22 protein-coding genes are annotated in these 25327 nt (G+C 62.0%); 13 read left to right on the forward strand and 9 right to left on the reverse strand.

Annotated elements, in window-relative coordinates; genetic code table 11:
• Nucleotides 1–13: 13 nt before the first annotated feature.
• From mutT to K3756_RS00470, 3 genes are read right to left on the reverse strand one after another with little or no spacing between them, the layout of a single operon-like run.
• Nucleotides 14–412 (reverse strand): 8-oxo-dGTP diphosphatase MutT, encoded by a 399-nt coding sequence (gene mutT, locus K3756_RS00460; protein WP_259989847.1) that lies wholly within the window; start codon nucleotides 410–412, stop codon nucleotides 14–16.
• Nucleotides 409–1635: a bifunctional glutamate N-acetyltransferase/amino-acid acetyltransferase ArgJ gene (gene argJ, locus K3756_RS00465; RefSeq protein WP_259989848.1), complete on the reverse strand. Its 1227-nt coding sequence runs from the start codon at nucleotides 1633–1635 to the stop codon at nucleotides 409–411. Before argJ ends, mutT begins: the two co-directional genes overlap by 4 nt.
• An 11-nt stretch (nucleotides 1636–1646) precedes the next feature.
• On the reverse strand, nucleotides 1647–2501 hold the full coding sequence (locus tag K3756_RS00470; protein ID WP_259989851.1) for a peptidylprolyl isomerase: 855 nt from the start codon (nucleotides 2499–2501) through the stop codon (nucleotides 1647–1649).
• A 198-nt stretch (nucleotides 2502–2699) separates the two neighbouring features.
• Between K3756_RS00470 and secA the strand changes: the two genes are divergently transcribed.
• The 3 genes from secA (at nucleotide 2700) to K3756_RS00485 (ending at nucleotide 8121) form a co-directional block, all read left to right on the forward strand.
• Nucleotides 2700–5417 carry a preprotein translocase subunit SecA gene (secA, locus tag K3756_RS00475; RefSeq protein ID WP_259989852.1) on the forward strand — a complete coding sequence of 906 codons (2718 nt, stop codon included), beginning with the start codon at nucleotides 2700–2702 and terminating at the stop codon, nucleotides 5415–5417.
• A gap of 108 nt (nucleotides 5418–5525) precedes the next feature.
• Nucleotides 5526–6533: a hypothetical protein gene (locus tag K3756_RS00480; protein ID WP_259989855.1), complete on the forward strand. Its 1008-nt coding sequence runs from the start codon at nucleotides 5526–5528 to the stop codon at nucleotides 6531–6533.
• Nucleotides 6534–6552: 19 nt separating this feature from the next.
• Nucleotides 6553–8121, forward strand: a complete 1569-nt coding sequence (locus K3756_RS00485; RefSeq protein WP_259989857.1) for a substrate-binding domain-containing protein — start codon at nucleotides 6553–6555, stop codon at nucleotides 8119–8121.
• On the opposite strand, the gene radC is transcribed toward K3756_RS00485, so the two are convergent.
• The 3 genes from radC to dnaK all read right to left on the reverse strand — a co-directional run bounded on the left by radC (nucleotide 8118) and on the right by dnaK (nucleotide 12161).
• Complete coding sequence (radC, locus tag K3756_RS00490; RefSeq protein ID WP_259989859.1) at nucleotides 8118–8831, reverse strand: RadC family protein; 714 nt, start codon at nucleotides 8829–8831, stop codon at nucleotides 8118–8120. The two genes, K3756_RS00485 and radC, sit on opposite strands and share 4 nt — an antisense overlap.
• A gap of 164 nt (nucleotides 8832–8995) precedes the next feature.
• Entirely contained in the window at nucleotides 8996–10162 is a 1167-nt protein-coding gene (gene dnaJ / locus K3756_RS00495) for a molecular chaperone DnaJ (RefSeq protein ID WP_259989861.1), read from the reverse strand.
• A 79-nt stretch (nucleotides 10163–10241) separates the two neighbouring features.
• Entirely contained in the window at nucleotides 10242–12161 is a 1920-nt protein-coding gene (gene dnaK, locus K3756_RS00500) for a molecular chaperone DnaK (protein WP_259989863.1), read from the reverse strand.
• Nucleotides 12162–12376: 215 nt separating this feature from the next.
• Between dnaK and K3756_RS00505 the strand changes: the two genes are divergently transcribed.
• Both K3756_RS00505 and K3756_RS00510 read left to right on the forward strand, forming a co-directional pair.
• Nucleotides 12377–12976, forward strand: a complete 600-nt coding sequence (locus K3756_RS00505; RefSeq protein WP_259989864.1) for an alpha-ketoglutarate-dependent dioxygenase AlkB — start codon at nucleotides 12377–12379, stop codon at nucleotides 12974–12976.
• 72 nt (nucleotides 12977–13048) lie between these two features.
• Nucleotides 13049–13879 (forward strand): class I SAM-dependent methyltransferase, encoded by an 831-nt coding sequence (locus tag K3756_RS00510; RefSeq protein ID WP_259989865.1) that lies wholly within the window; start codon nucleotides 13049–13051, stop codon nucleotides 13877–13879.
• Here the strand turns inward: K3756_RS00510 and K3756_RS00515 are convergent.
• Nucleotides 13876–14700 (reverse strand): ABC transporter permease, encoded by an 825-nt coding sequence (locus tag K3756_RS00515; protein ID WP_259989867.1) that lies wholly within the window; start codon nucleotides 14698–14700, stop codon nucleotides 13876–13878. The two genes, K3756_RS00510 and K3756_RS00515, sit on opposite strands and share 4 nt — an antisense overlap.
• Before the next feature lie 114 nt (nucleotides 14701–14814).
• On the opposite strand from K3756_RS00515, the gene cysQ reads away from it, so the two are divergent.
• From cysQ to K3756_RS00555, 8 genes are all read left to right on the forward strand, one after another.
• Nucleotides 14815–15612, forward strand: coding sequence for a 3'(2'),5'-bisphosphate nucleotidase CysQ (gene cysQ, locus K3756_RS00520; RefSeq protein WP_259989869.1), 798 nt, complete (start codon nucleotides 14815–14817; stop codon nucleotides 15610–15612).
• Entirely contained in the window at nucleotides 15612–16412 is an 801-nt protein-coding gene (locus K3756_RS00525; protein WP_259989871.1) for a 3-deoxy-manno-octulosonate cytidylyltransferase, read from the forward strand. The genes cysQ and K3756_RS00525 overlap by 1 nt, the downstream gene beginning before the upstream one ends.
• Entirely contained in the window at nucleotides 16409–17665 is a 1257-nt protein-coding gene (locus tag K3756_RS00530) for a glycosyltransferase family 2 protein (protein ID WP_259989873.1), read from the forward strand. Before K3756_RS00525 ends, K3756_RS00530 begins: the two co-directional genes overlap by 4 nt.
• Nucleotides 17666–17767: 102 nt before the next feature.
• On the forward strand, nucleotides 17768–18655 hold the full coding sequence (galU, locus tag K3756_RS00535) for a UTP--glucose-1-phosphate uridylyltransferase GalU (RefSeq protein WP_259989874.1): 888 nt from the start codon (nucleotides 17768–17770) through the stop codon (nucleotides 18653–18655).
• Entirely contained in the window at nucleotides 18652–19875 is a 1224-nt protein-coding gene (locus K3756_RS00540) for a glycosyltransferase family 1 protein (RefSeq protein ID WP_259989876.1), read from the forward strand. The genes galU and K3756_RS00540 overlap by 4 nt, the downstream gene beginning before the upstream one ends.
• A gap of 45 nt (nucleotides 19876–19920) precedes the next feature.
• Nucleotides 19921–20931 carry a glycosyltransferase family 2 protein gene (locus tag K3756_RS00545; protein ID WP_259989877.1) on the forward strand — a complete coding sequence of 337 codons (1011 nt, stop codon included), beginning with the start codon at nucleotides 19921–19923 and terminating at the stop codon, nucleotides 20929–20931.
• On the forward strand, nucleotides 20928–22631 hold the full coding sequence (locus K3756_RS00550) for a beta-1,6-N-acetylglucosaminyltransferase (RefSeq protein WP_259989879.1): 1704 nt from the start codon (nucleotides 20928–20930) through the stop codon (nucleotides 22629–22631). The genes K3756_RS00545 and K3756_RS00550 overlap by 4 nt, the downstream gene beginning before the upstream one ends.
• 3 nt (nucleotides 22632–22634) lie before the next feature.
• Entirely contained in the window at nucleotides 22635–24065 is a 1431-nt protein-coding gene (locus K3756_RS00555; protein WP_259989881.1) for a sulfotransferase family 2 domain-containing protein, read from the forward strand.
• A 3-nt stretch (nucleotides 24066–24068) separates the two neighbouring features.
• Here K3756_RS00555 and K3756_RS00560 read toward each other — a convergent pair whose 3' ends face one another.
• Both K3756_RS00560 and hpf read right to left on the reverse strand, forming a co-directional pair.
• On the reverse strand, nucleotides 24069–24533 hold the full coding sequence (locus K3756_RS00560; protein WP_259989883.1) for a PTS sugar transporter subunit IIA: 465 nt from the start codon (nucleotides 24531–24533) through the stop codon (nucleotides 24069–24071).
• Between the two features lie 63 nt (nucleotides 24534–24596).
• Nucleotides 24597–25163 (reverse strand): ribosome hibernation-promoting factor, HPF/YfiA family, encoded by a 567-nt coding sequence (hpf, locus tag K3756_RS00565; RefSeq protein ID WP_259989885.1) that lies wholly within the window; start codon nucleotides 25161–25163, stop codon nucleotides 24597–24599.
• Nucleotides 25164–25327 lie beyond the last annotated feature (164 nt).

The raw sequence follows: 25327 nt of genomic DNA on the forward strand, positions 1-25327 counted from the left end.
CGGGTGTTTTGGCTCAGAGCCAGTCGCGCAGGATCGGGATCAGCGGGATATCGGCGGCGGGCATCGGGTAGTCGCGCAGCGCGTTGGGCCGCACCCATTTGAGCGTTTGTCCTTCGCGGGCCTGCGGCGTGCCTTCCCATTTGCGGCAGGCAAACAGCGGCATCAGCAGGTGAAAATTATCGTAGGAATGGCTGGCAAAGGTCAGCGGCGCCAGGCACGATTCCCACGTGTCGATGCCCAGTTCTTCCTGAAGTTCCCGTATCAGGGCCGCTTCGGGAGTTTCATCGGCTTCGACCTTGCCACCGGGAAATTCCCACAGACCCGCCATTGATTTGCCTTCGGGGCGTTGCGCCAGCAGAACGCGCCCGTCTTTGTCGATCAGCGCCACGGCGGAGACGAGAACCATTTTCATGATCGGTAATCCGCGTTGATGGTGATGTACCCGTGGGTCAGATCGCAGGTCCAGACGGTGGCTTTGCCGGTGCCCATGCCGATGTCGACAGTGATGGTGATATCCTGCGCCTTCATCACGGCGGCGGCGTCCGCTTCGCTGTAGTCGGGGCTGCGCCAGCCGTTTTCGGCCACCGTCACATCGCCAAAGCGGATCGACAGCGTATCGCGGTCTGCCGCCGCGCCGGATTTGCCCACGGCCATGACGATCCGCCCCCAGTTGGGATCTTCCCCCGCGATGGCGGTTTTGACGAGCGGGGAGTTGGCGATGGACAGCGCGTGGATCTTCGCGTCCGTATCGGAGGCCGCGCCGGTCACGTTGATCTCGACGAATTTGGTCGCGCCCTCGCCGTCCTTGACCACCAGATGCGCAAGTTCGCGCATGACGCCGTGCAGCGCGTCCGCGAAGGCCGCGTTGCCCGTCACATCGACGCCGGATGCGCCGGTTGCTGCCACCAGAAGACTATCGGAGGTAGAGGTATCGCTGTCGACGGTGATGCAGTTGAACGTGTCGTCATTGGCGGCGCTTACGCAGGTTTGCAGGGCGCTTTGGTCGATCCGGGCATCGGTGAAGATGTAGACCAGCATCGTCGCCATATCGGGGGCGATCATGCCCGACCCCTTCGCGATCCCTGCGATAGAGACTGTTTTGCCGTCCAGCTTTATCTGTGTGCCGGCCCCCTTGGCGAAGGTATCGGTTGTCATGATGGCGTTTGCCGCGGCTTCGATCTGGTCGCCCCGCGCGTCTTTGGCCAGTTGCGCGAGGGTGGCGGTGATGCGGTCGTGCGGCAGGGGTTCGCCGATCACCCCGGTGGAGGAGGTGAATACCCGCGCTTCCGGGACTGCCGTGATATCGGCCGCGGCAGCGGTGATTGCGGCCACCGATGCGCGCCCGTTCTTGCCCGTAAAGGCGTTGGCATTGCCGGAATTGACGAGGATCGCGGCAGCAGCATCGGGTGCGCCGCCGAGCTTTTCCTGACAGTCCAGCACGGGGGCCGCGCGTGTGGCCGAGCGGGTGAATGCCCCGGCAATCACCGTGCCGGGGTCGAGCAGGGCCAGCATCACGTCCGTTCGCCCGCTGTATTTTACGCCCGCCGCGGCGGTTGCGAAGCGCACGCCGTCAATCTCGGGCAGCTGCGGGAATCCGGCGGGTGCCAGAGGTGAAACAGACGTGATGGTGGCCATTCAGCTGCGCCTTAGTCGAGCAGATCGAGCTGTTTGATGACGCTCGGGTCAATGCCCTCGGCACCGGAGCGGTCGATGTCGGCCTTGGCGGTCACGGCATCAATGGTTTCCTGAACGCGGGTCTGGCGGATCTGGAGCTCAAGCTCTTCGCGCACGGTGTCGAGCGCTGGCGCTTCCTTGACCCGCTTTTCGTTCAGCTTGACCACGTGCCAGCCGAATTGCGTCTGGACCGGATCGGACACGGCGCCGGGTTCAAGCGACACGGCGGCCTGTTCGAATTCGGGCACCATCGCGCCCTTGCCGAACCAGCCGAGCGAGCCGCCACCCGGTCCGGAGGGGCCGGTCGACTTTTCGCGCGCGAGTTCGGCGAAATCGGCGCCTTCGTCCAGTTGCGTCTTGATGGCGATGGCCTCTTCCTCGGTTTCGACGAGGATGTGGGACGCGTTGAATTCTTCTTCGGCGGGGGTGTTGCCGTACTGCGCTTCATAGGCCGCCTGTACTTCGGCGTCGTCCACCGCGTCGGCGAGCGATGCTTCGACGACTTCGCCCGCGGTCAGCGACCGGCGTTCGTTTTCAAGCTGCAACTCCACGCGCGTGGGCAGATCGCCATCGAACTGCTGGCTCAGCGCGGTTTGCTGGACAAGCTGGTCCAGAATGCCCTCGAACAGAACGTCATCCGGAAGCTGCTGGTACTGTTCGGGCAGGCTGGCGCGGGCGACAATCATGTGCCCGATGGTGATGTCCACACCGCCGACGGTGGCGATGACGGTGCTGGCGTCGGGCGTGGCGGTATCCTGCGCCAGCGCAGGCAAAGCAAGCGTCGCGACGAGGGCCGTTGTTGCCAGAAAAGTGAGGGGTTTTTGCATGGATTGTCCTATCATTCCGGCTGGTTTGGGCCGCTTACATTGACACGCTATTCTGCGGCCCTTACATCGCCTTAGAGCGCGTATGAACGTATACGCTGGCGCGGCTTGGGCCACCATTCTCACCTCTCTATCTATGGACTGGGTGTTTGCGGGGCAAGCATAACGCGCCAATCAAACGGATGATCGGCTGGAGAACGCATGCTGGGACTAGGAAATATCGCCAAGAAGGTTTTTGGCTCACCAAATGATCGCAAGATCAAGTCCGCCCGCCCGCTTGTCGAGCAGGTCAATGCGCTGGAGCCCGAGTTCGAAAAGCTGTCGGACGAGGGCATCAAGGACAAGACGGAAGAGTTTGCCAAACGCGCGCTGGAAGGCGAGGACCTGGACAAGCTGCTGCCGGAGGCTTTTGCCAACTGCCGCGAGGCCGCGCGCCGGACGCTGGGTCTGCGGGCGTTCGACACACAGCTGATGGGTGCGATTTTCCTGCATCAGGGCAATGTCGCCGAACAGAAAACCGGTGAGGGCAAGACCCTGACCGCCACCTTTGCCGCGTATCTGAACGCGCTGACGGGCAAGGGCGTGCACGTGGTTACGGTGAACGAGTATCTGGTGAAACGGGACGCCGAGTGGATGGGCAAGGTGTTTGCATCGCTGGGCCTGACGACCGGCTATATCTATCCCAACATGGCAGATGACGAAAAGCGCGCGGCCTATGCCTGCGACATCACCTATGCCACCAACAACGAGCTGGGCTTTGATTATCTGCGCGATAACATGAAGTCCGAGCTGAGCCAGATTTTCCAGAAGTACCACAACTTTGCCATCGTGGACGAAGTCGACAGCATCCTGATCGACGAAGCGCGTACGCCGCTGATCATCTCCGGCCCCTCCGAGGACCGCTCGGAGCTGTATGTGACGATTGATGCGGTGATCCCGTCGCTGCTGCCCGAGCATTACGAGCTGGACGAAAAGACGCGCAACGTGACGTTCACCGACGACGGTGTCGAATTCCTCGAAGACCAGCTGCGTGCCCGCGATCTGATCGGTGAAGGCATGACGCTTTATGATCCCGAGAGCACATCGATCGTGCACCACGTCAACCAGGGTCTGCGGGCCCACAAGCTGTTCGAACGTGACAAGGATTACATCGTGCGCGACGGCGATGTCGTGTTGATCGACGAATTCACCGGCCGCATGATGGCCGGTCGCCGTCTGTCGGACGGTCTGCATCAGGCGATCGAGGCCAAGGAAGGTGTCGACATCAAGCCCGAGAACATCACGCTGGCGTCGGTCACGTTCCAGAACTACTTCCGTCTGTACGACAAGCTGGCCGGTATGACCGGCACGGCGATGACCGAGGCCGAGGAATTCGCCCAGATCTACGGTCTGGGTGTGGTCGAGGTGCCGACGAATGTGCCGGTTGCCCGTCTGGACGAAGACGATGCCGTGTTCCGCACCGCCGCGGAGAAATACGCCGAGCTTGTCGAGAAAACCAAGGAAGCGCATGCCAAGGGCCAGCCCTGCCTGATCGGGACCACGTCGATCGAGAAGTCGGAAATGTTGAGCAAGATGCTGGATGCGGAGAACATTCCGCACAACGTTCTGAACGCGCGCCAACACGAACAGGAAGCGCAGATCGTCGGTGATGCGGGCAAGTTCGGGGCGGTCACGATCGCCACCAACATGGCCGGTCGCGGGACGGACATTCAGCTCGGCGGCAACGTCGAGATGAAGGTGCAGGACGCGCTTGCCGAAAATCCCGATGCGGATCCGGTGGCCATCCGCGAGCGGATCGAGGCGGAACACGCCGAAGAGAAGAAGAAGGTGCTGGAGGCCGGTGGTCTTTATGTCTTGGCGTCCGAACGGCACGAAAGCCGCCGGATCGACAACCAGCTGCGCGGCCGGTCGGGCCGTCAGGGTGACCCGGGCCGGTCCTCGTTCTTCCTGTCGCTCGAAGATGATCTGATGCGGATCTTCGGCTCCGAGCGGTTGGAAAAGGTGCTGACGACGCTGGGTCTCAAGGAGGGTGAGGCGATCATCCACCCGTGGGTCAACAAATCGCTCGAGCGCGCGCAGGCCAAGGTCGAGGGCCGCAACTTTGACATCCGCAAGCAGTTGCTGAAGTTCGACGACGTGATGAACGAGCAGCGCAAGGTGATCTTTGGCCAGCGCCGCGACATCATGGAGGCGACCGACCTGCAAGAGATCGCGCAGGACATGCGCCATCAGGTGATCGACGATCTGATCGACCAGTACATGCCCGCCAAGACCTACGCCGATCAGTGGGACACGCAGGGGTTCTATGCCGCCGTGCTGGAGCAGTTGGGCGTCGATGTGCCGGTGATCGACTGGTGCGAAGAGGACGGTGTCGACGACGAGGTCATCCGCGAGCGTCTGGTCGAGGCGACCGAAAAGTTGATGGCGGAAAAGACCGAGGCCTTTGGCCCCGAGAACATGCGCAACATCGAAAAGCAGCTGTTGTTGCAGACAATCGATGCCAAATGGCGCGAGCATCTGCTGACGCTGGAGCATCTGCGGTCGGTCGTGGGGTTCCGCGGCTATGCGCAGCGCGATCCGCTGAATGAATACAAGAACGAGTCGTTCCAGTTGTTCGAGGGGATGCTGGACAGTCTGCGCTCTGACGTGACGCAGAAGCTGTCGCGCATCAAGCCGATGACCGAAGAAGAGCAGCAGGCGATGGTGCAGCAGATGCTTGCCCAGCAGCGCGCCGCCCAGCAGGTGGCAGAGGGTGCCGCCGCCGCGCCCAAGACGCAGGCGCCCGCCGCGCCCACCGAAAACGCGATTGCCGGTTTTGACGAAAGCGATCCCGGCACGTGGGGCAATCCGGGCCGCAATGACACCTGCCCGTGCGGGTCGGGTGACAAGTTCAAGCATTGTCATGGCCGGTTGGCGTAAAGCCGCCGCGCCACGACATTGCCCCATTCCGGGCGTCGATGGGCCATGAAACGGCCCTCTTCATGAACGAAAACCGAACCAAGTCACTTTAAGTGAAGGGTTTGGGACATGCGCTATCGCAAGGAATTCGTTACGGCCGGCGGGACACTGGCCTGTGCAGCGGGCATTGGTTTTCTGATGCAAACGACCACGTCGCCCGACGCCACGACTGTGGCGCGGTCGCTGGACGTTTCGGAATCCGTGATGGAGGTACAGGACATCACGCTGACCTCTGCGGAGTTCGACACCGTCATCGACGCACCGATGGAAGAGGCCGAGGTTTTGCAGGTCGCCGCACCCGCAAGCCCTGTGCCGGTTGCCGTCGAAACAGAGGCGCCGGCTGCGCCCGTGATCGCGGATGAGACCGTGGCGGCAAGCGTCGCCACCCCCGAGCCGATGTGCGATATCACCGCAGCCGTACGCCCGATGGCCGCCGCGATGGTGAACCTGACGCTGGACGCGTCGTGTTTGCCGGATGAGCGGGTGATTGTGCACCACAGCGGTATGACATTCAGCGCGCTGACGTCGGAGACAGGGCGTTTCGATCTGACCGTGCCTGCGCTGGCCGAGGACGCCGTTTTCGTCATGGCGTTCAACAACGGTGAAGGGGCCGTGGCACAGACAAAGGTCGAGGAGTTGGCCGATTTTGACCGGATCGTTCTGCAGTGGAAAGGCGAGACGGGATTTCAGCTTCACGCGCGTGAATTCGGGGCCGATTACGGCGATGCGGGCCACGTGTGGTCGGGCGCCAGCCGCGACATGTCGTATGCGGTGACCGGCGAAGGCGGATATCTGAGCGTGCTGGGCGACAGTACCTCGCCCGATGCGTTGATCGCGGAAGTCTATACCTATCCGTCGGGTACGGCGAGCAGCGCGGGCAAGATCGACCTGAGCGTCGAAACCGAGGTGATCGAGGCGAATTGCGGACTGGAGATCGAGGGCCAGACGATGCAGATGCAGGCCGGCGGCACGATCCGGTCGCGCGATCTGACGCTCGCGGTGCCGGATTGCGATGCAGCGGGCAACTTTCTGGTGTTGAATAATCTGTTCGAAGACCTGAAAGTCGCAAGCAACTAACGCAGCGCCTTGGGGTCACATGACACGATGGTTCAGTGCGGCGGTCTTCGCCGCACTTTCTTTTTTCAGCGGCGCGTCCGTTGCCGTGGCACAGGACGTCACGCTGACCTCTCGCGACAGCAAGGTCGAGTTGAGCGGCACCCTGTTGGGGTTTGACGGCGAATTCTATCGCCTGCAGACCGAATACGGCGAGCTGACAGTCGACGGGTCTGGCGTGATCTGCGATGGGCCGGGCTGCCCCAACCTGCAGAATTTTGTCGCCGAGCTGGATATTTCCGGGGCCGAGACGATGGGCGCGGTGCTGATGCCCGCGCTGCTTGAGGCTTTCGCACAAAAGAACGGGTATGACCTGTCGCGCGAGGGGGCGGAGGGCGCGTCGGATTTCGCGTTCCTGCTGCGGCGTGCCGATGATCAAAAGCTGGCCGCGCGGTTCTATTTCAGCGCTACCAACACCGATGAAGGGTTCGCGGATCTGCTGGCCGACGAGGCGGATATCGTCATGTCGCTGCGCGAGATACGTCCCGACGAGCGCAGCCGTGCACGTGAAGCGGGGCTGGGTGATCTGACGGGGCGGAACCGCAGTCGCGTGCTGGCGCTCGATGCGATTGTGCCGATCGTGGCGGCGGCCAATCCGGTCCGCAGCATTTCGCCGCTCCAGCTGGCGCGAATATTCGCAGGTCAGATCACGAACTGGCGGGATATCGGGGGTCCGGATGCGCCGATCGCCCTGCACCTGCCGAGCGATTCGTCGGGGCTGGGACAGGCGATTACCGATCAGGTGCTGGAACCTGCGGGGCTGAGTGTCTTTGACGCGGACGCGGTGCGCCACGACAGTTTCGGGGTGTTGGCGCAGGCGGTTGCAGCGGACACGCTGGCGATGGGGCTGACCAGCTATGCCGATCGGGGCGATACGCAGAGCCTGGCGCTTACGGGGGCGTGCGGTTTTTCGTTGGCAGCGTCCCGGCGCACGATCAAGACCGAGGATTATTCGCTGACCGCGCCGATGTTCCTGTATTTTCCGGCGCGGCGTTTGCCGCGGATTGCGCGGGAATTTCTGGCGTTCACCCGCGGCCCCGCGGCGCAGATCATCATTCGACGGGCCGGTTTCGTGGACCAAAGCCCGGAAGAATTAGCGGTCGAGCAGCAGGGCAACCGGTTTGCCAATGCGATTTCCGCCGCTGGTCAGGAGATCACGCTGGAAGAATTGCAGCGGATGACGGCGACACTGACGCCGATGGCGCGGTTGACCACGTCGTTCCGCTTCGAGGCGGGATCGATCCGGTTGGACGCGCAGTCGCGCTCCAATGTGCAGCAACTGGCGCGCGCGTTGGAAGTCGGGCGTTATGATGCGCGGCGGCTGTTGTTCGTGGGGTTCAGCGACGGCGACGGGGCGGCGATTGCCAACCGTGAAATCGCCCTGCGCCGGGCCGAGGCGGTACGGCGGGCGGTGGCGCAGGCGGCGGTGGCCGCGAACCTTGACCGTGTCGTTCTGGACGTCGATGCGTTTGGCGAAGCGATGCCGATGGCCTGTGATGATACGGCGTGGGGGCGGCAGACCAACCGTCGCGTCGAAGTCTGGGTGCGCTAGAGGTATCCCTCGGCGCGAAAGCTGAGTTCGCGTGATTTTCCGATAATCAGGTGGTCGTGCAGTGTAAGGCCGAGCGCCCCGCACGCGGCATTCACCTGATGCGTCATGTCGATATCGGATTGAGACGGCGTCGGGTCGCCCGAAGGGTGATTGTGCACGAGAATGAGAGCAGAGGCGTTGAGCTCAAGCGCGCGCTTGGCGACCTCGCGCGGGTAGACCGGCACGTGATCGACAGTGCCCTGGCCTTGATCCTCGTCACCGATCAGCGTGTTTTTCCGGTCAAGATAGAGCACACGAAACTGTTCGGTTTGCCGGTGAGACATCGTGGTATGGCAGTAGTCGAGCAACGCATCCCAACCCGACAGCACGTGTTTTTGCATGACCTTGGCGCGGGCCATACGGTGGGCCGCCGCCTCCACGATGCGCAGTTCGACAATGACGGCGTCGCCGACGCCCGACACTTCGCGCAGGCGCGACTCAGGGGCGGTGATGGCGCCGTTGAAATCGCCGAAAGCCTCTAGCAACGCATACGCCAGCGGTTTGACATCGCGGCGCGGGATGGCCCGAAAGAGGATCAGTTCGAGCAGTTCGTAATCGGGGACCGCCGCCGCACCCCCCGTCATGAATCGCGCCCGAAGACGGGCCCGGTGATCGCGTATGTAGGAGGGTTGTTTGCCCGCCACGGGATGCGTGGCGGGCGCTTCGTCCATGCCGAGGGAAGCCGTGGACGGAGAACTGAAGAAATCTCGCTGCATTGCGTCCAGAGTGGCCCGAAGAGGGTTACCGGGAGGTTAATTTTGACGCAGAGGGGGGCTGTAAACGCGAAAGGGCGCCGGTTGCGCGGCGCCCTTTCGTATCTTTTTGAGGGCTGTGATCAGCCTTTCATCGAATCCCAGAAGCTTTTGACGCTCGAAAAGAAGCTGCTGCTTTCGGGGTTGTTTTCCTCGGACAGCTCTTCGAATTCGCGCAGCAGTTCCTTTTGGCGGCTTGTCAGGTTCACTGGCGTTTCGACGGCCAGCTCGATGATCATGTCGCCTGTACCGCCGCCGCGCAGGGGTGGCATGCCTTTGCCGCGCAGGCGCATCTGGCGGCCCGATTGGCTGCCTGCGGGGACCTGAACACGGCCGCGGCCGCCGTCGATGGTCGGCACCTCGATGCTGCCGCCCAGGGCTGCACTGCTCATCGAGACAGGCACGCGGCAGAAGAGGTTCGGCCCGTCGCGCTCAAAGAGTTCGTGCTCTGCCACCTCGATGAAGATGTACAGATCGCCCGACGGTCCGCCGCGCATGCCCGCTTCGCCTTCGCCGGCGAGCCGGATGCGGGTGCCGGTTTCGACACCGGCGGGGATGTTGACCGACAGCGCGCGTTCCTTTTCGACGCGGCCCGCGCCGCGACAGACATTGCAGGGGTTCTTGATGATCTGGCCCAGCCCCGAACAGGTGGGGCAGGTGCGCTCAACCGTAAAGAAACCCTGTTGCGCGCGGACCTTGCCCATGCCCGAACAGGTGGGACAGGTGGTGGGTTCTGCGCCGCCCTCGGCACCCGATCCGTTACAGGCCGTACAGCCCACCGACGTCGGGACGTTGATGGATTTCTGCATGCCGGAAAATGCGTCTTCGAGGGAGATTTGCAGGTTGTAGCGCAGATCGGAACCGCGTGCGGCACGGCGACCGCCGCCTTGGCCACCCTGGCCCCGTCCGCCCATGAAATCGCCGAACAGATCGTCGAACACGTCGGAGAAAGCCGAGGAGAAGTCGCCCTGACCACCGCCGCCAAAGCCGCCGCCGGGTCGTCCGCCGCCACCGCCCATGCCCCCTTCGAAAGCGGCGTGGCCGTAGCGGTCATAGGCCGCTTTCTTGTCGGCATCCTTGAGCACTTCGTAGGCTTCGTTCGCCTCTTTGAACTGGGCTTCGGCGTCGGGTTTGTCGGCGTTGCGGTCGGGGTGCAATTCCTTGGCTTTCTTGCGATAGCCCTTCTTGATCTCGTCCGCCGACGCGCCTTTGGAGACGCCTAAAGTCTCGTAATAGTCACGTTTTGCCATCGGTAGTATCCTTTACTGGAACGTGAAGGGCCGGCCCGTCAGTTCGGACCGGCCCTGTCATTGGTTCCGCCGTGCGGATTTACGCACGCTTGTCGTCGTCGAGATCTTCGAACTCGGCATCGACGATATCATCGTCAGCGGCCTTGCCGTCGGTCGGTTCATCGGCGGGTTGCGCCATTTCCTCGCCGTCGTCCTGCGCCGCCTTGTAGATGGCTTCGCCTAGCTTCATGGCCGCTTCGGTCACGTTCTGGATGCCGGACTTGATCTTGTCGGCGTCTTCGCTTTCCATCTCGTCCTTGAGTGCGGCAATGGCCAGTTCGATCGCTTCGACAGTGGTCGGATCGACCTTGTCCGAATGCTCTTCCAGCGACTTTTCGGTCGAGTGGATGAGGCTCTCGGCCTGGTTCTTGGCGTCGACCAGCTCGCGGCGGGCCTTGTCGGCATCCGCGTTCTCTTCGGCGTCCTTGACCATCTTTTCGATGTCCTCGTCCGACAGACCACCCGATGCCTGGATCGTGATCTTCTGCTCCTTGCCGGTGCCCTTGTCGAGCGCGCCCACCGACACGATGCCGTTGGCGTCGATGTCAAAGGTCACTTCGATCTGGGGCAGACCGCGTGGCGCGGGCGGGATGTTTTCAAGGTTGAACGCGCCGAGCATCTTGTTGTCGGATGCCATTTCGCGTTCGCCCTGGAAGACCCGGATGGTCACGGCGTTCTGGTTGTCTTCGGCCGTCGAGAAGATCTGCGACTTTTTGGTCGGGATCGTGGTGTTGCGGTCGATCAGGCGGGTGAACACGCCACCCAGCGTTTCGATGCCGAGGCTAAGCGGTGTGACGTCCAGCAGAACCACGTCCTTGACGTCACCTTGCAGAACACCGGCCTGAATGGCTGCGCCCAATGCGACGACTTCGTCGGGGTTCACACCCTTGTGGGGCTCTTTGCCGAAGAACTTGGTCACTTCCTCGATCACGCGGGGCATACGGGTCATACCACCGACCAACACGACTTCGTCGATGTCGGAGGCCGACAGACCGGCGTCTTTCAGTGCGGCCTGACACGGCTTCATCGAGGATTTGATCAGATCACCCACGAGGCTTTCCAGCTTGGCACGGGTCAGCTTCATCACCATGTGCAGCGGCTGGCCGTTGGCGCCCATCGAGATGAACGGCTGGTTGATTTCGGTCTGCGTGGAGGACGACAGTTCGATCTTGGCCTTTTCTGCCGCTTCCTTCAGACGCTGCAGCGCCATCTTGTCCTGCGTCAGGTCGACGGAATGTTCTTTTTTGAACTCGTCCGCGAGGTAGTTGACGATGCGCATGTCGAAGTCTTCACCGCCGAGGAACGTGTCGCCGTTGGTGGATTTCACTTCGAACAGGCCATCGTCGATTTCGAGGATGGTCACGTCGAATGTACCGCCGCCAAGGTCATAGACCGCGATGGTTTGCGTGTTTTCCTTGTCCAGACCATAGGCCAGCGCGGCCGCGGTTGGTTCGTTGATGATGCGCAGCACTTCGAGGCCCGCGATCTTGCCCGCGTCCTTGGTCGCCTGACGCTGTGCGTCGTTGAAATAGGCGGGAACGGTGATGACGGCTTGCGTCACTTCTTCGCCGAGATAGGATTCGGCGGTTTCCTTCATCTTGCCCAGAATGAAGGCAGAGATTTGCGAAGGCGAATATTTCTCACCCTTGGCTTCGACCCATGCGTCGCCGTTGCCGCCGTCAATCACGTTGAACGGCAGGTTCTTTTTGTCCTTGGCCAGATCCGCGTCGTCGTTGCGACGGCCGATCAGGCGCTTGACGCCAAAGATGGTGTTGTCGGGGTTTGTGACGGCCTGGCGTTTTGCCGGCTGGCCCACGAGGCGCTCGTCATCGGTGAAGGCCACAATGGATGGCGTGGTGCGTGCGCCTTCCGCGTTTTCGATCACGCGGGGCTGGCTGCCGTCCATGATGGCGATACAGGAGTTGGTCGTTCCAAGGTCAATGCCGATTACTTTGGACATAATTTTGATCCCTCATTTACTTCAAGGCGATTACCCGAGGTTCGGGCCCATTGCGGCACCCTTGCCCCGATCCGATTGTCGCTGGAAACGGGTCGCTTCCAGCGGCTCGAGGCGTATATAGGCAGGGGTGTCAGGGGCTGCAACCTTGGCAAGCACGCTGATGTGATGAATCTGTGTCAAATCCTGAAATATGCGGGTCTATCGGGGTAAATGTCGTGAAATTGACGGTAAAAGGCTTTGAAATACGCCCCGGTCACCTTGATCTGGCGGCCCAGCGTGATCTGTTGGGGGCGGTGCGCGAGGTGGTGGCCAAAGCCCCGTTTTTCCGGCCCGATACGCCCTATGGCAAGAAGATGTCGGTGCGCATGACGGCGGCGGGCACCTATGGTTGGTTGTCGGACAAGAGCGGCTATCGCTATGTGCCCAACCACCCGCGCGGCACGCCGTGGCCCGATATTCCGCCGCAGGTTTTGAAGGTTTGGTCCGATCTGACGGGGTTGGACCGGATGCCCGAGTGCTGCCTGATCAATTATTACGATGCGCAGGCCAAGATGGGCCTGCATCAGGACCGTGACGAGACCGACATGGGGTGGCCGGTGGTGTCGGTGTCTCTGGGGGATGAGGCGCTGTTCCGGATGGGCAATGCCACACGCGGCGGCAAGACAGAGAGCATCTGGCTCAAATCCGGCGATGTGGTGGTCATGGGCGGAGAGGCGCGGCTGGCCTATCACGGGATCGACCGGTTGCGCGCGGGATCGTCCACGTTGCTGCCCAAGGGCGGGCGGCTGAACCTGACTTTGCGGGTCGTGACGTGACGCGCGGTTGGTGCGCTTGCCTTTGTTCGGGTTTCTACCCTACACCCGCGTGACACAGAACCGGAGACGCATATGAGCGCGGGCACCATCGCGAAGATCCGTCAGAAACTGGCCGACCGCGTGCGTATGATACGGGCCAGATCCACGCCGAGTGCTGCCCCTGCGGGTGTGCCGCAGACCCGTGAGGGTGCGCTGGACGAACCCGAGGCGGTGGCGCTGTCGCACCAGTTCAACGGCTGGCTCAACGTGCCGGCGTCTATCGTGACACTGCATCTGCTGCGGGTGCTGCCGTTTGGTCCGGTGGCCGAAATCGGTGTCTATTACGGGAAATACCTGTCTGTTCTGCGCGCGGCGATGGGGCGCAATTGCCGGATCGTCGGCTATGACATCTTTAACGAAAACCAGGTGCCGCGGGTCGAGGATGCGTTGGGCGCGGGGTTTGGCGGGCTGGGCAATATCCGGCTGGTGCAGGTCGACAGCACGACGCTGACGCCCGAGCGGGTGCTGCGCGATTGTGGCGGGGCGCCGGTGTTCATCTCCGTGGATGGCAGTCACGAGGCGGAGCCGGTTCTGTCGGACATGCGTCTGGCCGAGGCAGTGCTGGACCCGCGCGGGATCGTGGCGATGGACGATGTGCTGAACCCTGTGGCGCTGGGCGTGAACGAAGCGGTGGGCCGGTATCTGAACGGCGATGCGCCGCAGCTGGTGCCCTTTGCCTATGTGGCCAACAAGATGTTTTTCTGCCGCCCGGCGCAGCATGAGGCGTATCTGGGTGATGTTGCCCGTTTTATGACGGGGCGCGGCCATGATCCGTCGTTCCAGTTCTACGTGGAGCAGACGGCCAAGGGCGAAGACCTGCGGCGGTCGTTTTTCGGGGTAGATGTGCTGATCGTGACCGGTTAACGCCGTGCGCCCCAGCTGACCGATGCGTGGCGGCGGGTATAGAATTCGCCCATCAGCCCGATCATCACGAGGATCACACCGACCCAGAGCGCGTACATCGGATCGCTGTAGCGCGGATTGTAGTTGATGAACGTATAGCCACGCGCCTGATCAATCGTGTGGAACAGCGGGTTCCAGTCAAACATCGCCAGCATGAAACCGGGCAGCGTGTTGGCCACGAACATCTTGCCCGAGGCGATCATGTTGGCGCGTTGGTAGATGGTGGTGAAGATGCTCACGAATGTCGGAAACCACGGTTTGATCGCCAGCAGCACCAGCCCCAGCGCAAGACCGGTGAACCACGCCAGGATCAGCATGCCCATCGCGCCCGCAGGATCGTCGATTTCGAGCGGTTTATAGGCCACGTGATAGCAAAACAGGATCAGCCCCAGCGTCAGCAGCTGGATATAGAGAGAGCCCAGCGCGGCGGAGCTGATCGAGATGATGGTGTTCATCGGCGCGTGCTGCATCATCGGGCTGGCCGGTCCTTCGGAGCCGACCACCGCGCCGAGCGCCTTGGTATGGGTCATGTAGAGGAAAATCCCCGACATGATGTAAATCAGGAAATCCCCGCGGATCGCGGCGCCGCGCAGGCCGAGGATCGAGAACATGACGTAGAAGGCGGCCACGAAGATGATCGCCTGCAACAGGTTCACGCCAAGCGCGATGAACGCGTTATTGTGCGATTTGCGCACCGAGCGGACGATGGAATGATAGACCAGTTCCATCATCACCAGAATGACCGTCAGCTTGGAGCGATTTCTGCGAATGGGTTGAAACATCTGACTGCTTTGCCTTGCGATATTGCGCGAACACGGACTTCTTGCTGATCCGTTGTCGCCGCATCATAAGGGGTTCAACCTTTTTAAACAATGAAAGCATGGCGGGAGTTTGGCATGGACTACGAAAAGCTGACACGGGTGATGCGTCGGCTGTCGCTCGAGGCGGGTGACAAGATCATGGAGATTTACGGCACCGATGATTTCGACGTCGAGGCCAAGTCGGACGACAGCCCCGTGACCGCCGCCGACAAGGCCGCCGACCAGATCATTTCGGACGGTTTGCGCGCGGCCTTTCCCGATGTGCTGCTGATCACCGAAGAGCAATCGGCGACGCACAGCACGACAGGCACCACTTTCCTGATTGTCGATCCGTTGGACGGCACCAAGGAGTTCATTCACCGGCGGGGCGATTTCACCGTCAATATCGCGCTTGTCGAGGATGGCGTGCCGACCCGCGGCGTGGTCTATGCCCCGGCCAAGGGGCGCATGTTCTTTACCGGAGCGGCGGGCCAGTCCGTCGAGGAAACCGGCGCGCTGGACAAGGACGACGTTGGCCCGCTGACACCGATATCAGTCTCTGATGCGGACAATTCCGCGCTTATGGTTGTCGCCAGCAAGTCCCACCGCGATCAGGCGACGGACGACTACATCGCCAAATACGCCGTGCGCGACATGACCAGCGCGGGATCGTCGCTGAAGTTCTGTCTGGTCGCGACAGGTGAGGCGGATCTGTATCCTCGGCTGGGCCGGACGATGGAATGGGATACCGCCGCCGGTCATGCGGTGCTCAAAGGCGCGGGCGGTGATGTCGTGCGGTTCGATGACCTGACGCCCCTGCGCTATGGCAAGGACGACTATGCCAACCCCTTCTTTATTGCCTACGCCCCCGGCGTTGAACTGAAAGACAGCTGATGTCCGTATTGATCGTTATCCCCGCCCGCTATGCCTCCACCCGCTATCCCGGAAAGCCGCTTGTCGATCTGACGGGTGCGACCGGGGCCAAGCGCAGCCTGATCGAACGCAGCTGGCGTGCCGCGCAGGAGGTCGAGGGCGCCGACCGCGTGGTTGTCGCCACCGATGATGACCGCATCCGCACCGCCGCCGAAGCCTTTGGCGCAGAGGTTGTGATGACGTCGGTGGACTGCGCCAACGGGACCGAGCGCTGTGCCGAGGCGCATGCGAACCTCGGTGGAGGCTATGATATCGTGGTCAACTTGCAGGGCGATGCGCCGCTGACGCCTGCATGGTTCGTCGAAGGATTGGTGGCCGGGCTGCGCGATGCGCCCGAAGCGATGATCGCCACGCCGGTCCTGCGCTGTGAGGGCGAGATGCTTGCCAGTTTGCTGGCCGATCGGCGGGAGGGCCGCGTGGGAGGCACCACCGCCGTGTTCGACCGGGATCACCGCGCGCTGTATTTTTCCAAGGAAGTGGTGCCGTTCACGTCCCAAACCTATGCCGACGATGCGCCGACGCCGGTTTTCCACCACGTGGGTGTCTATGCCTACCGCCCCGCGTCGCTGGCGGCCTATCCCGCGTGGGACACCGGACCGCTGGAGACGCTGGAAGGGTTGGAGCAGCTGCGGTTCATGGAAAACGGCCACGCGGTTCTATGTGTCGAGGTCGAGGCGCGGGGCCGCCAGTTCTGGGAGCTGAACAACCCCGAAGACGTGCCCCGGATCGAGGCGATGATGGCGCAGATGGGTCTGGAATGACTGACGCCCCCACCGTCAGCGTTGTGATTGTCAGCCGGGGCAGACCGGCGGCGTTGCAGCGGTGTCTGGTGGGGGTATCGCAGCTGCAATACGCCGCGTTCGAGGTTGTCGTGGTGGCCGACCCCGAGGGGATTGCCGCGGCGCAGGCGCTGCCATTTGCGGATGCCGTCAAATGCGTGACCTTCGAGGTGCCGAACATTTCGGCCGCCCGCAATCTGGGAATTGCGCAGGCCGCAGGCGAGATTGTTGCGTTTATCGACGATGACGCGGTGCCCGAGCCGCTCTGGCTGCATCATCTGACGGCCCCTGCCGTGCAGTCCGGTGTCGCCGCGATGGGTGGGTTCGTGCGGGGCCGCAACGGGATCAGCTTTCAATGGCAGGCACGGATGCTTGATGCGCGGGGGCATGCAACGCCGATGCAGGTCGACACCCTGCAGGCCAGTGTTCTCGCGCCCCCGCCGGGCCGCGCGGTCAAGACCGAAGGCACGAATATGGCGGTGCGCCGTGATGTGCTGGTGGACCTTGGCGGGTTCGACCCTGCGTTCCGGTTCTTTCTGGATGAGACCGATCTGAACATGCGGCTGGCGCGGGCCGGTAAGGCCACCGCGATTGTCCCGTTTGCGCAGGTGCACCACGGCTTTGCCGCAAGCGTGCGGCGGCGGGCGGACCGCGTGCCTGCGGATCTGACCGAGATCGGGGCAAGCTGGGCCGTGTTCGAGCGCAAGCATTTACCGGAGGCGGAACGCGCCGGCCGTTGGCACGACGTGCGTCAGGACGAACGCCGCCGCCTTCTGGCGCATATGGTTGCGGGCCGGTTGGAGCCACGTGACGTGCGGCGCTTGATGCACGGGCTGGACGACGGGCATGCGGACGGCATGACGCGCGACATCGGTGCCGCCCCGCTTGCCCGCCACGCGGCGGACCCGTTCCGCCCGTTTCCCACCCGCCGCCGGTCGCATGTTGTGCTGGTGGCGCGGGGCCTGCGCGGGCGGGCGGCCCAACAACGGGCCCGCGATCTGGTGGCGCAGGGCCATATCGTCACCGTGATGGTGCTGTCGCGCACGGCATTGTACCACCACGCATGGTTTGATCCGGACGGTTTCTGGGTGCAGCGCGGTGGCGTTTTCGGCCGGTCCGAGCGTACCGGGCCACTTTGGCGCGCCACGACCGTGTCCCGACGCGCGCAAGCCGAAGCCGAGCGGCTGCGCGATGTGCGTGGACCCGCGCAGGTACAGGCAAACAAGGCACAATGACGCGCAAAATATCGTGGGTGCGAGTCGTTTGGCTGGCCTTGGGCGGGACATTCGCGCATACCGAACTGAAAACCGGTCATGTTTTGCCAGTGTGAGGATCAAATGAGCCAAAAAGTTACCAAAGCAATCTTTCCTGTCGCGGGGCTGGGAACGCGTTTTCTGCCCGCCACCAAATCGGTGCCCAAGGAAATTATGACTTTGGTCGACCGGCCGTTGATCCAGTACGCCATTGACGAGGCCCGCGCAGCGGGGATCACGGAGTTCATCTTTGTGACATCGCGCGGCAAGGGCGCTCTGGAGGATTATTTCGACAGCGCGCCCGTGCTGGAAGAGGCGCTGCGCGACAAGGGCAAGGACAAGCTGCTCGACACGTTGCTGGACACCAATATGGAAAGCGGGGCCATCGCATATATCCGCCAGCACAAGGCGCTGGGCTTGGGTCACGCGATCTGGTGCGCGCGCCGTCTGATTGGGGACGAGCCCTTTGCCGTGATGTTGCCCGATGACGTAATCGCCGCGCAAAAGCCGTGCCTGCAGCAGATGGTCGAAGCCTATGCCGAATGCGGCGGCAACATGGTTGCGGCGATGGAAGTGGCCCCCGAGCAGACGTCGTCCTATGGCGTGCTGGACGTGGCGCGGCCTGCGCAGAACCGGATCGTCGACGTGAAGGGGATGGTCGAGAAGCCGCCCGCCGGAACCGCGCCATCCAATCTGGCCGTGATCGGGCGGTATATCCTGTCGCCCAACGTTCTCAAGAACCTCGACGAGGTGAAACAGGGCACGGGCGGCGAAATCCAACTGACCGATGCGATCGCCAGCGAGATCGAGCAGGACCGCAAGGTGTATGGCTATCAGTTTGACGGACGCCGGTTTGATTGTGGCTCTAAATCGGGGTTTTTGCAGGCAACCGTGTCGTTCGGGCTGGAGCGGGCGGAATTGCGCGATGACCTGAAGGCGTATCTCAAGGAACTCGCGCCGACGTTGGATTGACCCTGCAGGGCGCGGCACATACCCCCTCTGCGCGACTGCTGGACGTGACGCGGCTGATGCGGCGGGCGGGCCGGATCATGACCGGTGTGGACCGTGTCGAACGGGCGTATCTGGATCACCTTTTGAACGGTAAGCTGCCCTTGTACGGGCTGGCGCGCACGCGGCTTGGCTATGTGCTGGTGGACCGCGACACGCTGGCGCAATTCGCGGCGCATCTGGACGGGGCAGTGCCGTGGCCCATGCCGGACCGGCTGTCGCGGTGGACGCGCCGGGGCAACCCGGGTGCCGGTGCGGCAGAGACGGTGTTGCGACGGGGCGCGCGGGACCGCTGTGCGCCCGCGTTTCTGGGCCGCATGTTGCGCCGCCATTTGCCGCAGGGCACTGCCTATCTCAACGTCGGGCACAGCAATCTGACGCGGCGCGTCCTGCGCGCGGTGCGGTCGTGCCCGCAGGCGCGGGTGGCCGTTTTTGTGCACGATGTCATCCCGCTGGATTACCCGCAGTTCCAGCGCCCCCGCACGGTCGGCGCCTTTCGGAGCAAACTGCGGCGGGTGTCGGCAAGTGCCGATCTGGTAATCTATAATTCGGCGGACACACGGCGCAGGACGGAGCGGTATTTTGCGCAATGGGGCCGGACGCCCGCAGGGATTGTTGCCCATTTGGGAACAGTACCCGTGCCGCCCGACCCCGCAGCCGTGCCACGCGGGGTGCAACCCGATGAGCCCTATTTCGTGACGCTGGGCACGATCGAGCCGCGCAAGAACCACGCGCTGCTGTTGGATATCTGGGACGATCTGGGGCCGGATGCGCCTGTTTTGGTGATCTGCGGGGCGCGGGGATGGCGCAATGACGCGGTGTTTGCGCGGCTGGATGCGCTGGCACAGGATGAACGCGTGCGCGAGGTGTCGGGGCTGTCTGACGGGGCGGTGTCGGCGCTGGTGGCGGGGGCGCAGGGGCTGCTGTTCCCGAGCCATGCCGAGGGGTACGGCCTGCCGGTGGTCGAGGCGGCGGCGCTGGGCACACCGGTGCTGAGCAACAAAATTGCTACAATTCACGAAATCCTTGGCGACAACGGCGTTTACGCGGATGTTTCGGACCGCTACTTGTGGCAAAGTATGGTTACCGAATGGGCAAACCGGGCTCGGGATGCGCACAGGATCGAAGAATTTGACGCACCGTTGTGGGACACTCACTTCAAGGCTGTGTTAACCTTGACCTGATAGCGCACAGGAAGACCGAACACCCAAGAGTGCAAAGGGCAGCGAGTGGGAGTCATCAAATCCTATGGTCTGCGGCTGCAGCGGAAGCGCTGGCGGCTAAGGGCATTGCGCAAACGGCGAGAGCTGAAATGCGTTGTGGATCGGACCGAGGATATTCGGTCCGACGACATTTTGCTGTTCTGCACCCAGCGGAACGAGAAAATCCGGCTGCCCTATTTCCTCGATTACTACCGCAAGCAAGGCGTCGGTCATTTCTTTTTCGTGGACAATGACAGCGAAGACGGCGCCGCCGAATACCTCGCCGATCAGCCCGACGTGTCCCTGTGGTCGACCCGGGCGAGTTATCGGCGCAGCCGTTTCGGGGTGGACTGGCTGAACTGGTTGCAGCGCAAATACGCGCATGGCCATTGGGTGCTGACTGTCGATCCAGACGAGTTTTTGGTGTATCCATTCTGCGACACACGGCCCCTGCGGGCGTTGACCGATTGGCTGGATGCGTCGTCGATCAAATCGTTTTCGGCGATGTTGCTGGATATGTATCCCAAGGGGCGGCTGGACGAGCAGCCCTATGTCGCCGGTCAGAACCCGCTGGAGATTGCCAGCTGGTTCGACAGTGGCAATTACACCATCACCCGCAACCATGCCTTTACCAATCTGTGGATACAGGGCGGGCCGCGTGCGCGCGTGTTTTTCCCCGAAGATCCCGCGCGTGCGCCCGCGCTCAACAAGGTACCGCTGGTGAAGTGGGACCGCAAATACGTGTATGTCAGTTCGACCCACATGCTGCTGCCGCGGGGATTGAACCAGGTGTACGACGAATGGGGCGGTGAGAAGGCCAGTGGCGTTCTGCTGCATGCCAAGTTTCTCGATACGTTCGGCGCGAAAGCGGCCGAGGAGCTGGAGCGCGGACAGCACTATGCTGGTTCGGTTGAATACAAGGCCTACGCCGAAAGCGTGAAGAACAACCCGCAGCTGTGGTGCAAGTGGAGCGAAAAATACATCAACTGGCGGCAGCTCGAGATTCTCGGCCTCATGTCCAAGGGGAACTGGGCATGACGGCGACAATGGGTGTGGTGATGCTGGTGCATACGGCGCTGGGCCGGGCCGAACAGGTTGCCCGCCATTGGGCGCAGTCGGACGTGCCGGTGGTGATCCATATCGACCGCAAGGTACCGCGCAAAACGCACGATAAATTCGTATCCGCCCTGTCCGATGTGCCCAATGTCCTGTTCAGCAAGCGGTTCCGGTGCGAGTGGGGCACATGGGGGATTATTGCCGCCTCGCAGGCCGCGTCGGAGCTGATGCTGGCGAGCTTTGCGGACGTGCGACACGTGTATCTGGCATCGGGATCGTGTCTGCCCCTGCGGCCCGTGCAGGAGTTGATCGACTATCTCGCCATACGTCCGCGCACCGATTTTATCGAAAGCGCCACGACCGCCGATGTGCCCTGGACTGTTGGCGGTCTGGATGCGGAGCGGTTCACCCTGCGGTTTCCGTTTTCGTGGAAAAAGCACCGGTATCTGTTCGACAAGGCGGTGCATCTGCAACGCAAGCTGAAGCTCAAGCGGCGGATGCCCAACGGGATCGTCCCGCATATGGGCAGCCAGTGGTGGTGTCTGACACGCCAGACCCTTTCGGCGGTGCTGCAGGACCCGGACCGCGGGACCTATGACCGGTTCTTTCGGCAGGTCTGGATCCCGGACGAGAGTTATTTCCAGACGTTGTCTCGGATCTATTCCACAAATATCGAAAGCCGCTCTTTGACGCTGTCGAAGTTCGATTTTCAAGGCAAACCGCATATTTTCTACGACGATCACCTGCAGTTGCTGCGCCGGTCCGATTGTTTTGTGGCCCGCAAAATCTGGCCCCACGCAGACCGGTTGTACGAATCGTTCCTGACCGATGCGGCGGGTGCGATGAAGCGGACGGAGCCGAACCCCGGTAAGATCGACCGTATTTTCGCCAAGGCCGTAGAGCGCCGGACGCGCGGTCGGTCGGGTCTGTATATGCAAAGCCGGTTCCCGAACGAGGATTGGGAAAACGGCGTGACGGCGGCGGAATATTCGGTGTTCCAGGGATTTTCCGAGCTGTTCGAGAATTTTGCGCCGTGGTTGCACAAAGCGACGGGCGCGCGGGTCCACGGGCATGTGTTTGCCATGGACCGTGCCCATTTTGCCGAAGGACAACGCACGCTGAACGGCGCGCTTAACGACAGCGCGTTGCAACGGGATTACAATGCGAATGCGTTTCTGACGAACCTGATCTGGAACACCCGCGGCGAGCGGCAGTGTTTCCAGTACGGGCCGATGGACAATCAGGACGTCACGTGGCGCATCGCCAAAGACCCCAATGCGCAGATTTCGGTGATCACCGGTGCCTGGGCGGTGCCGTTGTTCCGGTCCAATATGGATTTCGGTGAAATCCGCCGCATCGCCGCACAGCTCCAGAAGATCGAGAGCGAGCACATGGATGTTCTACGCTCGCCCTGGACCAAGGCGCGGGTGCGGATCTGGACGATGGCGGAATTTATCGAGGCTCCGATGGAGCCGCTTCAGGGCATTCTCGACGAGATCGGGCAGGCGCGCATCCGGCGTCTGTCGGAGGCGCCGAAGATGGTCGACCTGCACGGGTTCGGCCAGTTTCTGCAGAACCTCAAGAATCAGGGCATGCATCCCTATTTGATGGGGGATTTCCCGGTCGAACGGGGGCCCACATCGGGCAATGACGTCCCGCGGAAACCCTATCTGGTAAAGTGATACATGGCCGATACGTTTGACAGTTTCGTGGTGTTTGCAGAAATGCGCACCGGGTCGAATTTTCTTGAAGCTAACCTCAATTCCTTCGAGGGGATCGCCTGCCACGGAGAGGCGTTCAATCCGCATTTTATCGGCTATCCCAACAGCGAACAGATCCTCGGGGTCGATCTCGAAACCCGCGACCGCGATCCGGCCCGCCTGCTGCATGCGATGCGGTTGCAACCGGGCAGCATGGACGGCTTTCGGTATTTCCATGACCATGACCCGCGTGTGCTGGACCTGGTGATGGATGATCCGCGTTGCGCCAAAATTGTCCTGACGCGCAATCCCGTCGAAAGCTATATCAGCTGGAAAATCGCACAGGCCACGGGCCAGTGGAAATTGACGGACATGAAGGCGCGCAAGGCGGCACAGGTCGCGTTCGACGCAGCCGAGTTCGAAGCGCATCTGGAGGCGTTGCAGGCGTTCCAGCTGACGCTGCTGAACCGTCTTCAAACGTCGGGTCAGACCGCGTTTTATGTCGCCTACGAGGATCTGCAAAGCGTCGAGGTGATGAACGGAATCGCGCATTTTCTGGGGGTGCGTGCGCAGTTGGAAGAGCTGGACCGCAGCCTCAAAAAGCAAAACCCCAGCCAGTTGTCGGAAAAGGTCAGTAATTACGATGACATGGTTGCCGCGCTTGGCCGGCTGGATCGCTTTGACCTGACGCGCACGCCGAACTTCGAGCCGCGCCGCGGCCCGAATGTGCCGTCCTTTGTGGCCGGAGCACGCGCGCCGCTGCTGTTCATGCCGATGCCGGGCGGGCCGCAACAGGAAATCCGCCGCTGGATGGCCGCGCTGGACGCCGAAAAGCCGCCTGCGTTGCACCAGAAGATGACGCAGAAAACGCTGCGCCAGTGGAAGCGGGCGCATCCTGGCCATCGTAGTTTTACGATCCTGCGCCATCCGGTTGCACGGGCGCATGAGGTGTTTTGCCACCGTATTCTGAATTCGGGACAGGGCAGTTTCCTGCAACTGCGCCAGACGTTGATCCGCCGGTACAAGTTGCCGCTGCCGCCAAAGGGCGAGGAGGGGCGGATCGATCTGGCCGGTCACAGGGCCGCATTTGTGGCGTTCCTCGAATTTCTGCGGGGCAATCTGGCGGGGCAGACCGCAATCCGCGTCGATGCGTCCTGGGCCACGCAGGCGCAGGTGGTGCAGGGGTTTGGGGAATTCGGACTGCCGGACATGATCCTGCGCGAAGATGATCTGGCCAGCGCGCTGCCGCAACTGGCGTTCGCGGTTGGCTATGAGGGCGCGCAGCCCGCGCAGGCGGCGCAATCCCGTGGCCCGTTTACGCTGGACGATTTCTACGATGACGAGATCGAGCGGCTGTGCGCCGATGTGTACCAGCGTGACTATATGATGTTCGGTTTCAAGGCGTGGCGCAGCTAGGCGTCAGGCCGCCTTCACCGTCTCCGCTTCGGTCAGGATGGTATAGAGCGTCTGCGCAGAAGGGTTCGCCCGCAGCTTTGAGCAGATCGCCGGATCGCGCAGCGTGCGCGACACGAGCGCCAGCGCCTTGAGGTGTTCGACCCCTGCGTTTTCGGGCGCCAGAAGGGCAAAGGCGATATCGACGGGCTGGCGGTCAATCGCGCCGAAATCGACGGGGCGTTCGAGCAGCACAAACAGGCCCACGACTTCGGTCAGGTCCGGCAGGCGGGCATGTGGCAGTGCAACGCCGTGTCCCACGCCGGTGGGCCCCAACGCTTCGCGCGAGATCAATGCTTCGACCACCCGGTCGGAGGGCAGGTCGTAGGCGACTTCGGCCAGATCAGCGAGATCGGACAGCAACCGTTTCTTGCTGCTGCACGCGGTCAATACTTTCACGCCTTCCGGCTTGAGAAGTTTTGCAAAGTTCATTGTGCCTGCTCTGTCTGTGGTGACGCACCCCAAAGGGGTTCAGGGGCGCGCCTATCTCAATCTCTACGTGGGATCAATCCATCCAATATTGCCATCGTCGCGGCGGTATACTGCGTTGATCCCTTCTTTGCCTTCGTTTTTGAACAGAACGACGGGGGCGCCTGACAGCTCCATCTGCATCACCGCTTCACCTACGGACAAAGTTGCAATCTTCGTCTCCATCTCGGCGATGATCATGGGTTGGAGTGTTTCGGGTTCCTGTTCTTCCTGTCCAGATTCGGATGCCAAAATATATGAGGAAGCGCCGAAGAGTTCAACCGGTTCGACACGGTCTTTGTGATGGTCCTTCAACCGACGCTTGTAGCGACGAAGCTGTTTTTCCATCTTTTCGCACGCCCCGTCGAAGGCGGAATAGATTTCATTGGCGTGCGCTTTGGCTGACGCGTTGAGCCCTGTCGAGAGATGGACAATCGTATCACAGACGTATTCGTGGCCCGATTTGGAGAATATGACTTGCGCGTCGGTCGGTCGTTCAGCGTATTTCTGGACTGCTTCATCGAGCTCGGTTTTGACATGTGTTTGCAGGGCTTCACCGATATCGATCTGTTTTCCGCTGATTTGGTAGCGCATAGCGTCTCCTTTAGTATTGTGATCAGAGCCGAAAACACCGCCCAATGGGCCGTGTGTTGCCGGTTCAGATGCGGGAAATGGCTCCTGTATGCGCGTTGTGTCGAAACAGCCCACCCGAAGGTGGCACCGTGATTTTGGACATCCGCAGATCAGTTGCCATAGTT

This window comes from Sulfitobacter sp. S190, assembly GCF_025141935.1.
In the GTDB taxonomy this organism is placed as follows: Bacteria; Pseudomonadota; Alphaproteobacteria; order Rhodobacterales; family Rhodobacteraceae; genus Sulfitobacter.

What these genes read in the sequence shown, in the direction of transcription:
- mutT (WP_259989847.1), bottom strand. Translation starts at nt 412, where the DNA reads ATGAAAATGGTTCTCGTCTCCGCCGTGGCGCTGATCGACAAAGACGGG.
- argJ (WP_259989848.1), bottom strand. Translation starts at nt 1,635, where the DNA reads ATGGCCACCATCACGTCTGTTTCACCTCTGGCACCCGCCGGATTCCCG.
- K3756_RS00470 (WP_259989851.1), bottom strand. Translation starts at nt 2,501, where the DNA reads ATGCAAAAACCCCTCACTTTTCTGGCAACAACGGCCCTCGTCGCGACG.
- secA (WP_259989852.1), top strand. Translation starts at nt 2,700, where the DNA reads ATGCTGGGACTAGGAAATATCGCCAAGAAGGTTTTTGGCTCACCAAAT.
- K3756_RS00480 (WP_259989855.1), top strand. Translation starts at nt 5,526, where the DNA reads ATGCGCTATCGCAAGGAATTCGTTACGGCCGGCGGGACACTGGCCTGT.
- K3756_RS00485 (WP_259989857.1), top strand. Translation starts at nt 6,553, where the DNA reads ATGACACGATGGTTCAGTGCGGCGGTCTTCGCCGCACTTTCTTTTTTC.
- radC (WP_259989859.1), bottom strand. Translation starts at nt 8,831, where the DNA reads ATGGACGAAGCGCCCGCCACGCATCCCGTGGCGGGCAAACAACCCTCC.
- dnaJ (WP_259989861.1), bottom strand. Translation starts at nt 10,162, where the DNA reads ATGGCAAAACGTGACTATTACGAGACTTTAGGCGTCTCCAAAGGCGCG.
- dnaK (WP_259989863.1), bottom strand. Translation starts at nt 12,161, where the DNA reads ATGTCCAAAGTAATCGGCATTGACCTTGGAACGACCAACTCCTGTATC.
- K3756_RS00510 (WP_259989865.1), top strand. Translation starts at nt 13,049, where the DNA reads ATGAGCGCGGGCACCATCGCGAAGATCCGTCAGAAACTGGCCGACCGC.
- K3756_RS00515 (WP_259989867.1), bottom strand. Translation starts at nt 14,700, where the DNA reads ATGTTTCAACCCATTCGCAGAAATCGCTCCAAGCTGACGGTCATTCTG.
- cysQ (WP_259989869.1), top strand. Translation starts at nt 14,815, where the DNA reads ATGGACTACGAAAAGCTGACACGGGTGATGCGTCGGCTGTCGCTCGAG.
- K3756_RS00525 (WP_259989871.1), top strand. Translation starts at nt 15,612, where the DNA reads ATGTCCGTATTGATCGTTATCCCCGCCCGCTATGCCTCCACCCGCTAT.
- K3756_RS00530 (WP_259989873.1), top strand. Translation starts at nt 16,409, where the DNA reads ATGACTGACGCCCCCACCGTCAGCGTTGTGATTGTCAGCCGGGGCAGA.
- galU (WP_259989874.1), top strand. Translation starts at nt 17,768, where the DNA reads ATGAGCCAAAAAGTTACCAAAGCAATCTTTCCTGTCGCGGGGCTGGGA.
- K3756_RS00550 (WP_259989879.1), top strand. Translation starts at nt 20,928, where the DNA reads ATGACGGCGACAATGGGTGTGGTGATGCTGGTGCATACGGCGCTGGGC.
- K3756_RS00555 (WP_259989881.1), top strand. Translation starts at nt 22,635, where the DNA reads ATGGCCGATACGTTTGACAGTTTCGTGGTGTTTGCAGAAATGCGCACC.
- K3756_RS00560 (WP_259989883.1), bottom strand. Translation starts at nt 24,533, where the DNA reads ATGAACTTTGCAAAACTTCTCAAGCCGGAAGGCGTGAAAGTATTGACC.
- hpf (WP_259989885.1), bottom strand. Translation starts at nt 25,163, where the DNA reads ATGCGCTACCAAATCAGCGGAAAACAGATCGATATCGGTGAAGCCCTG.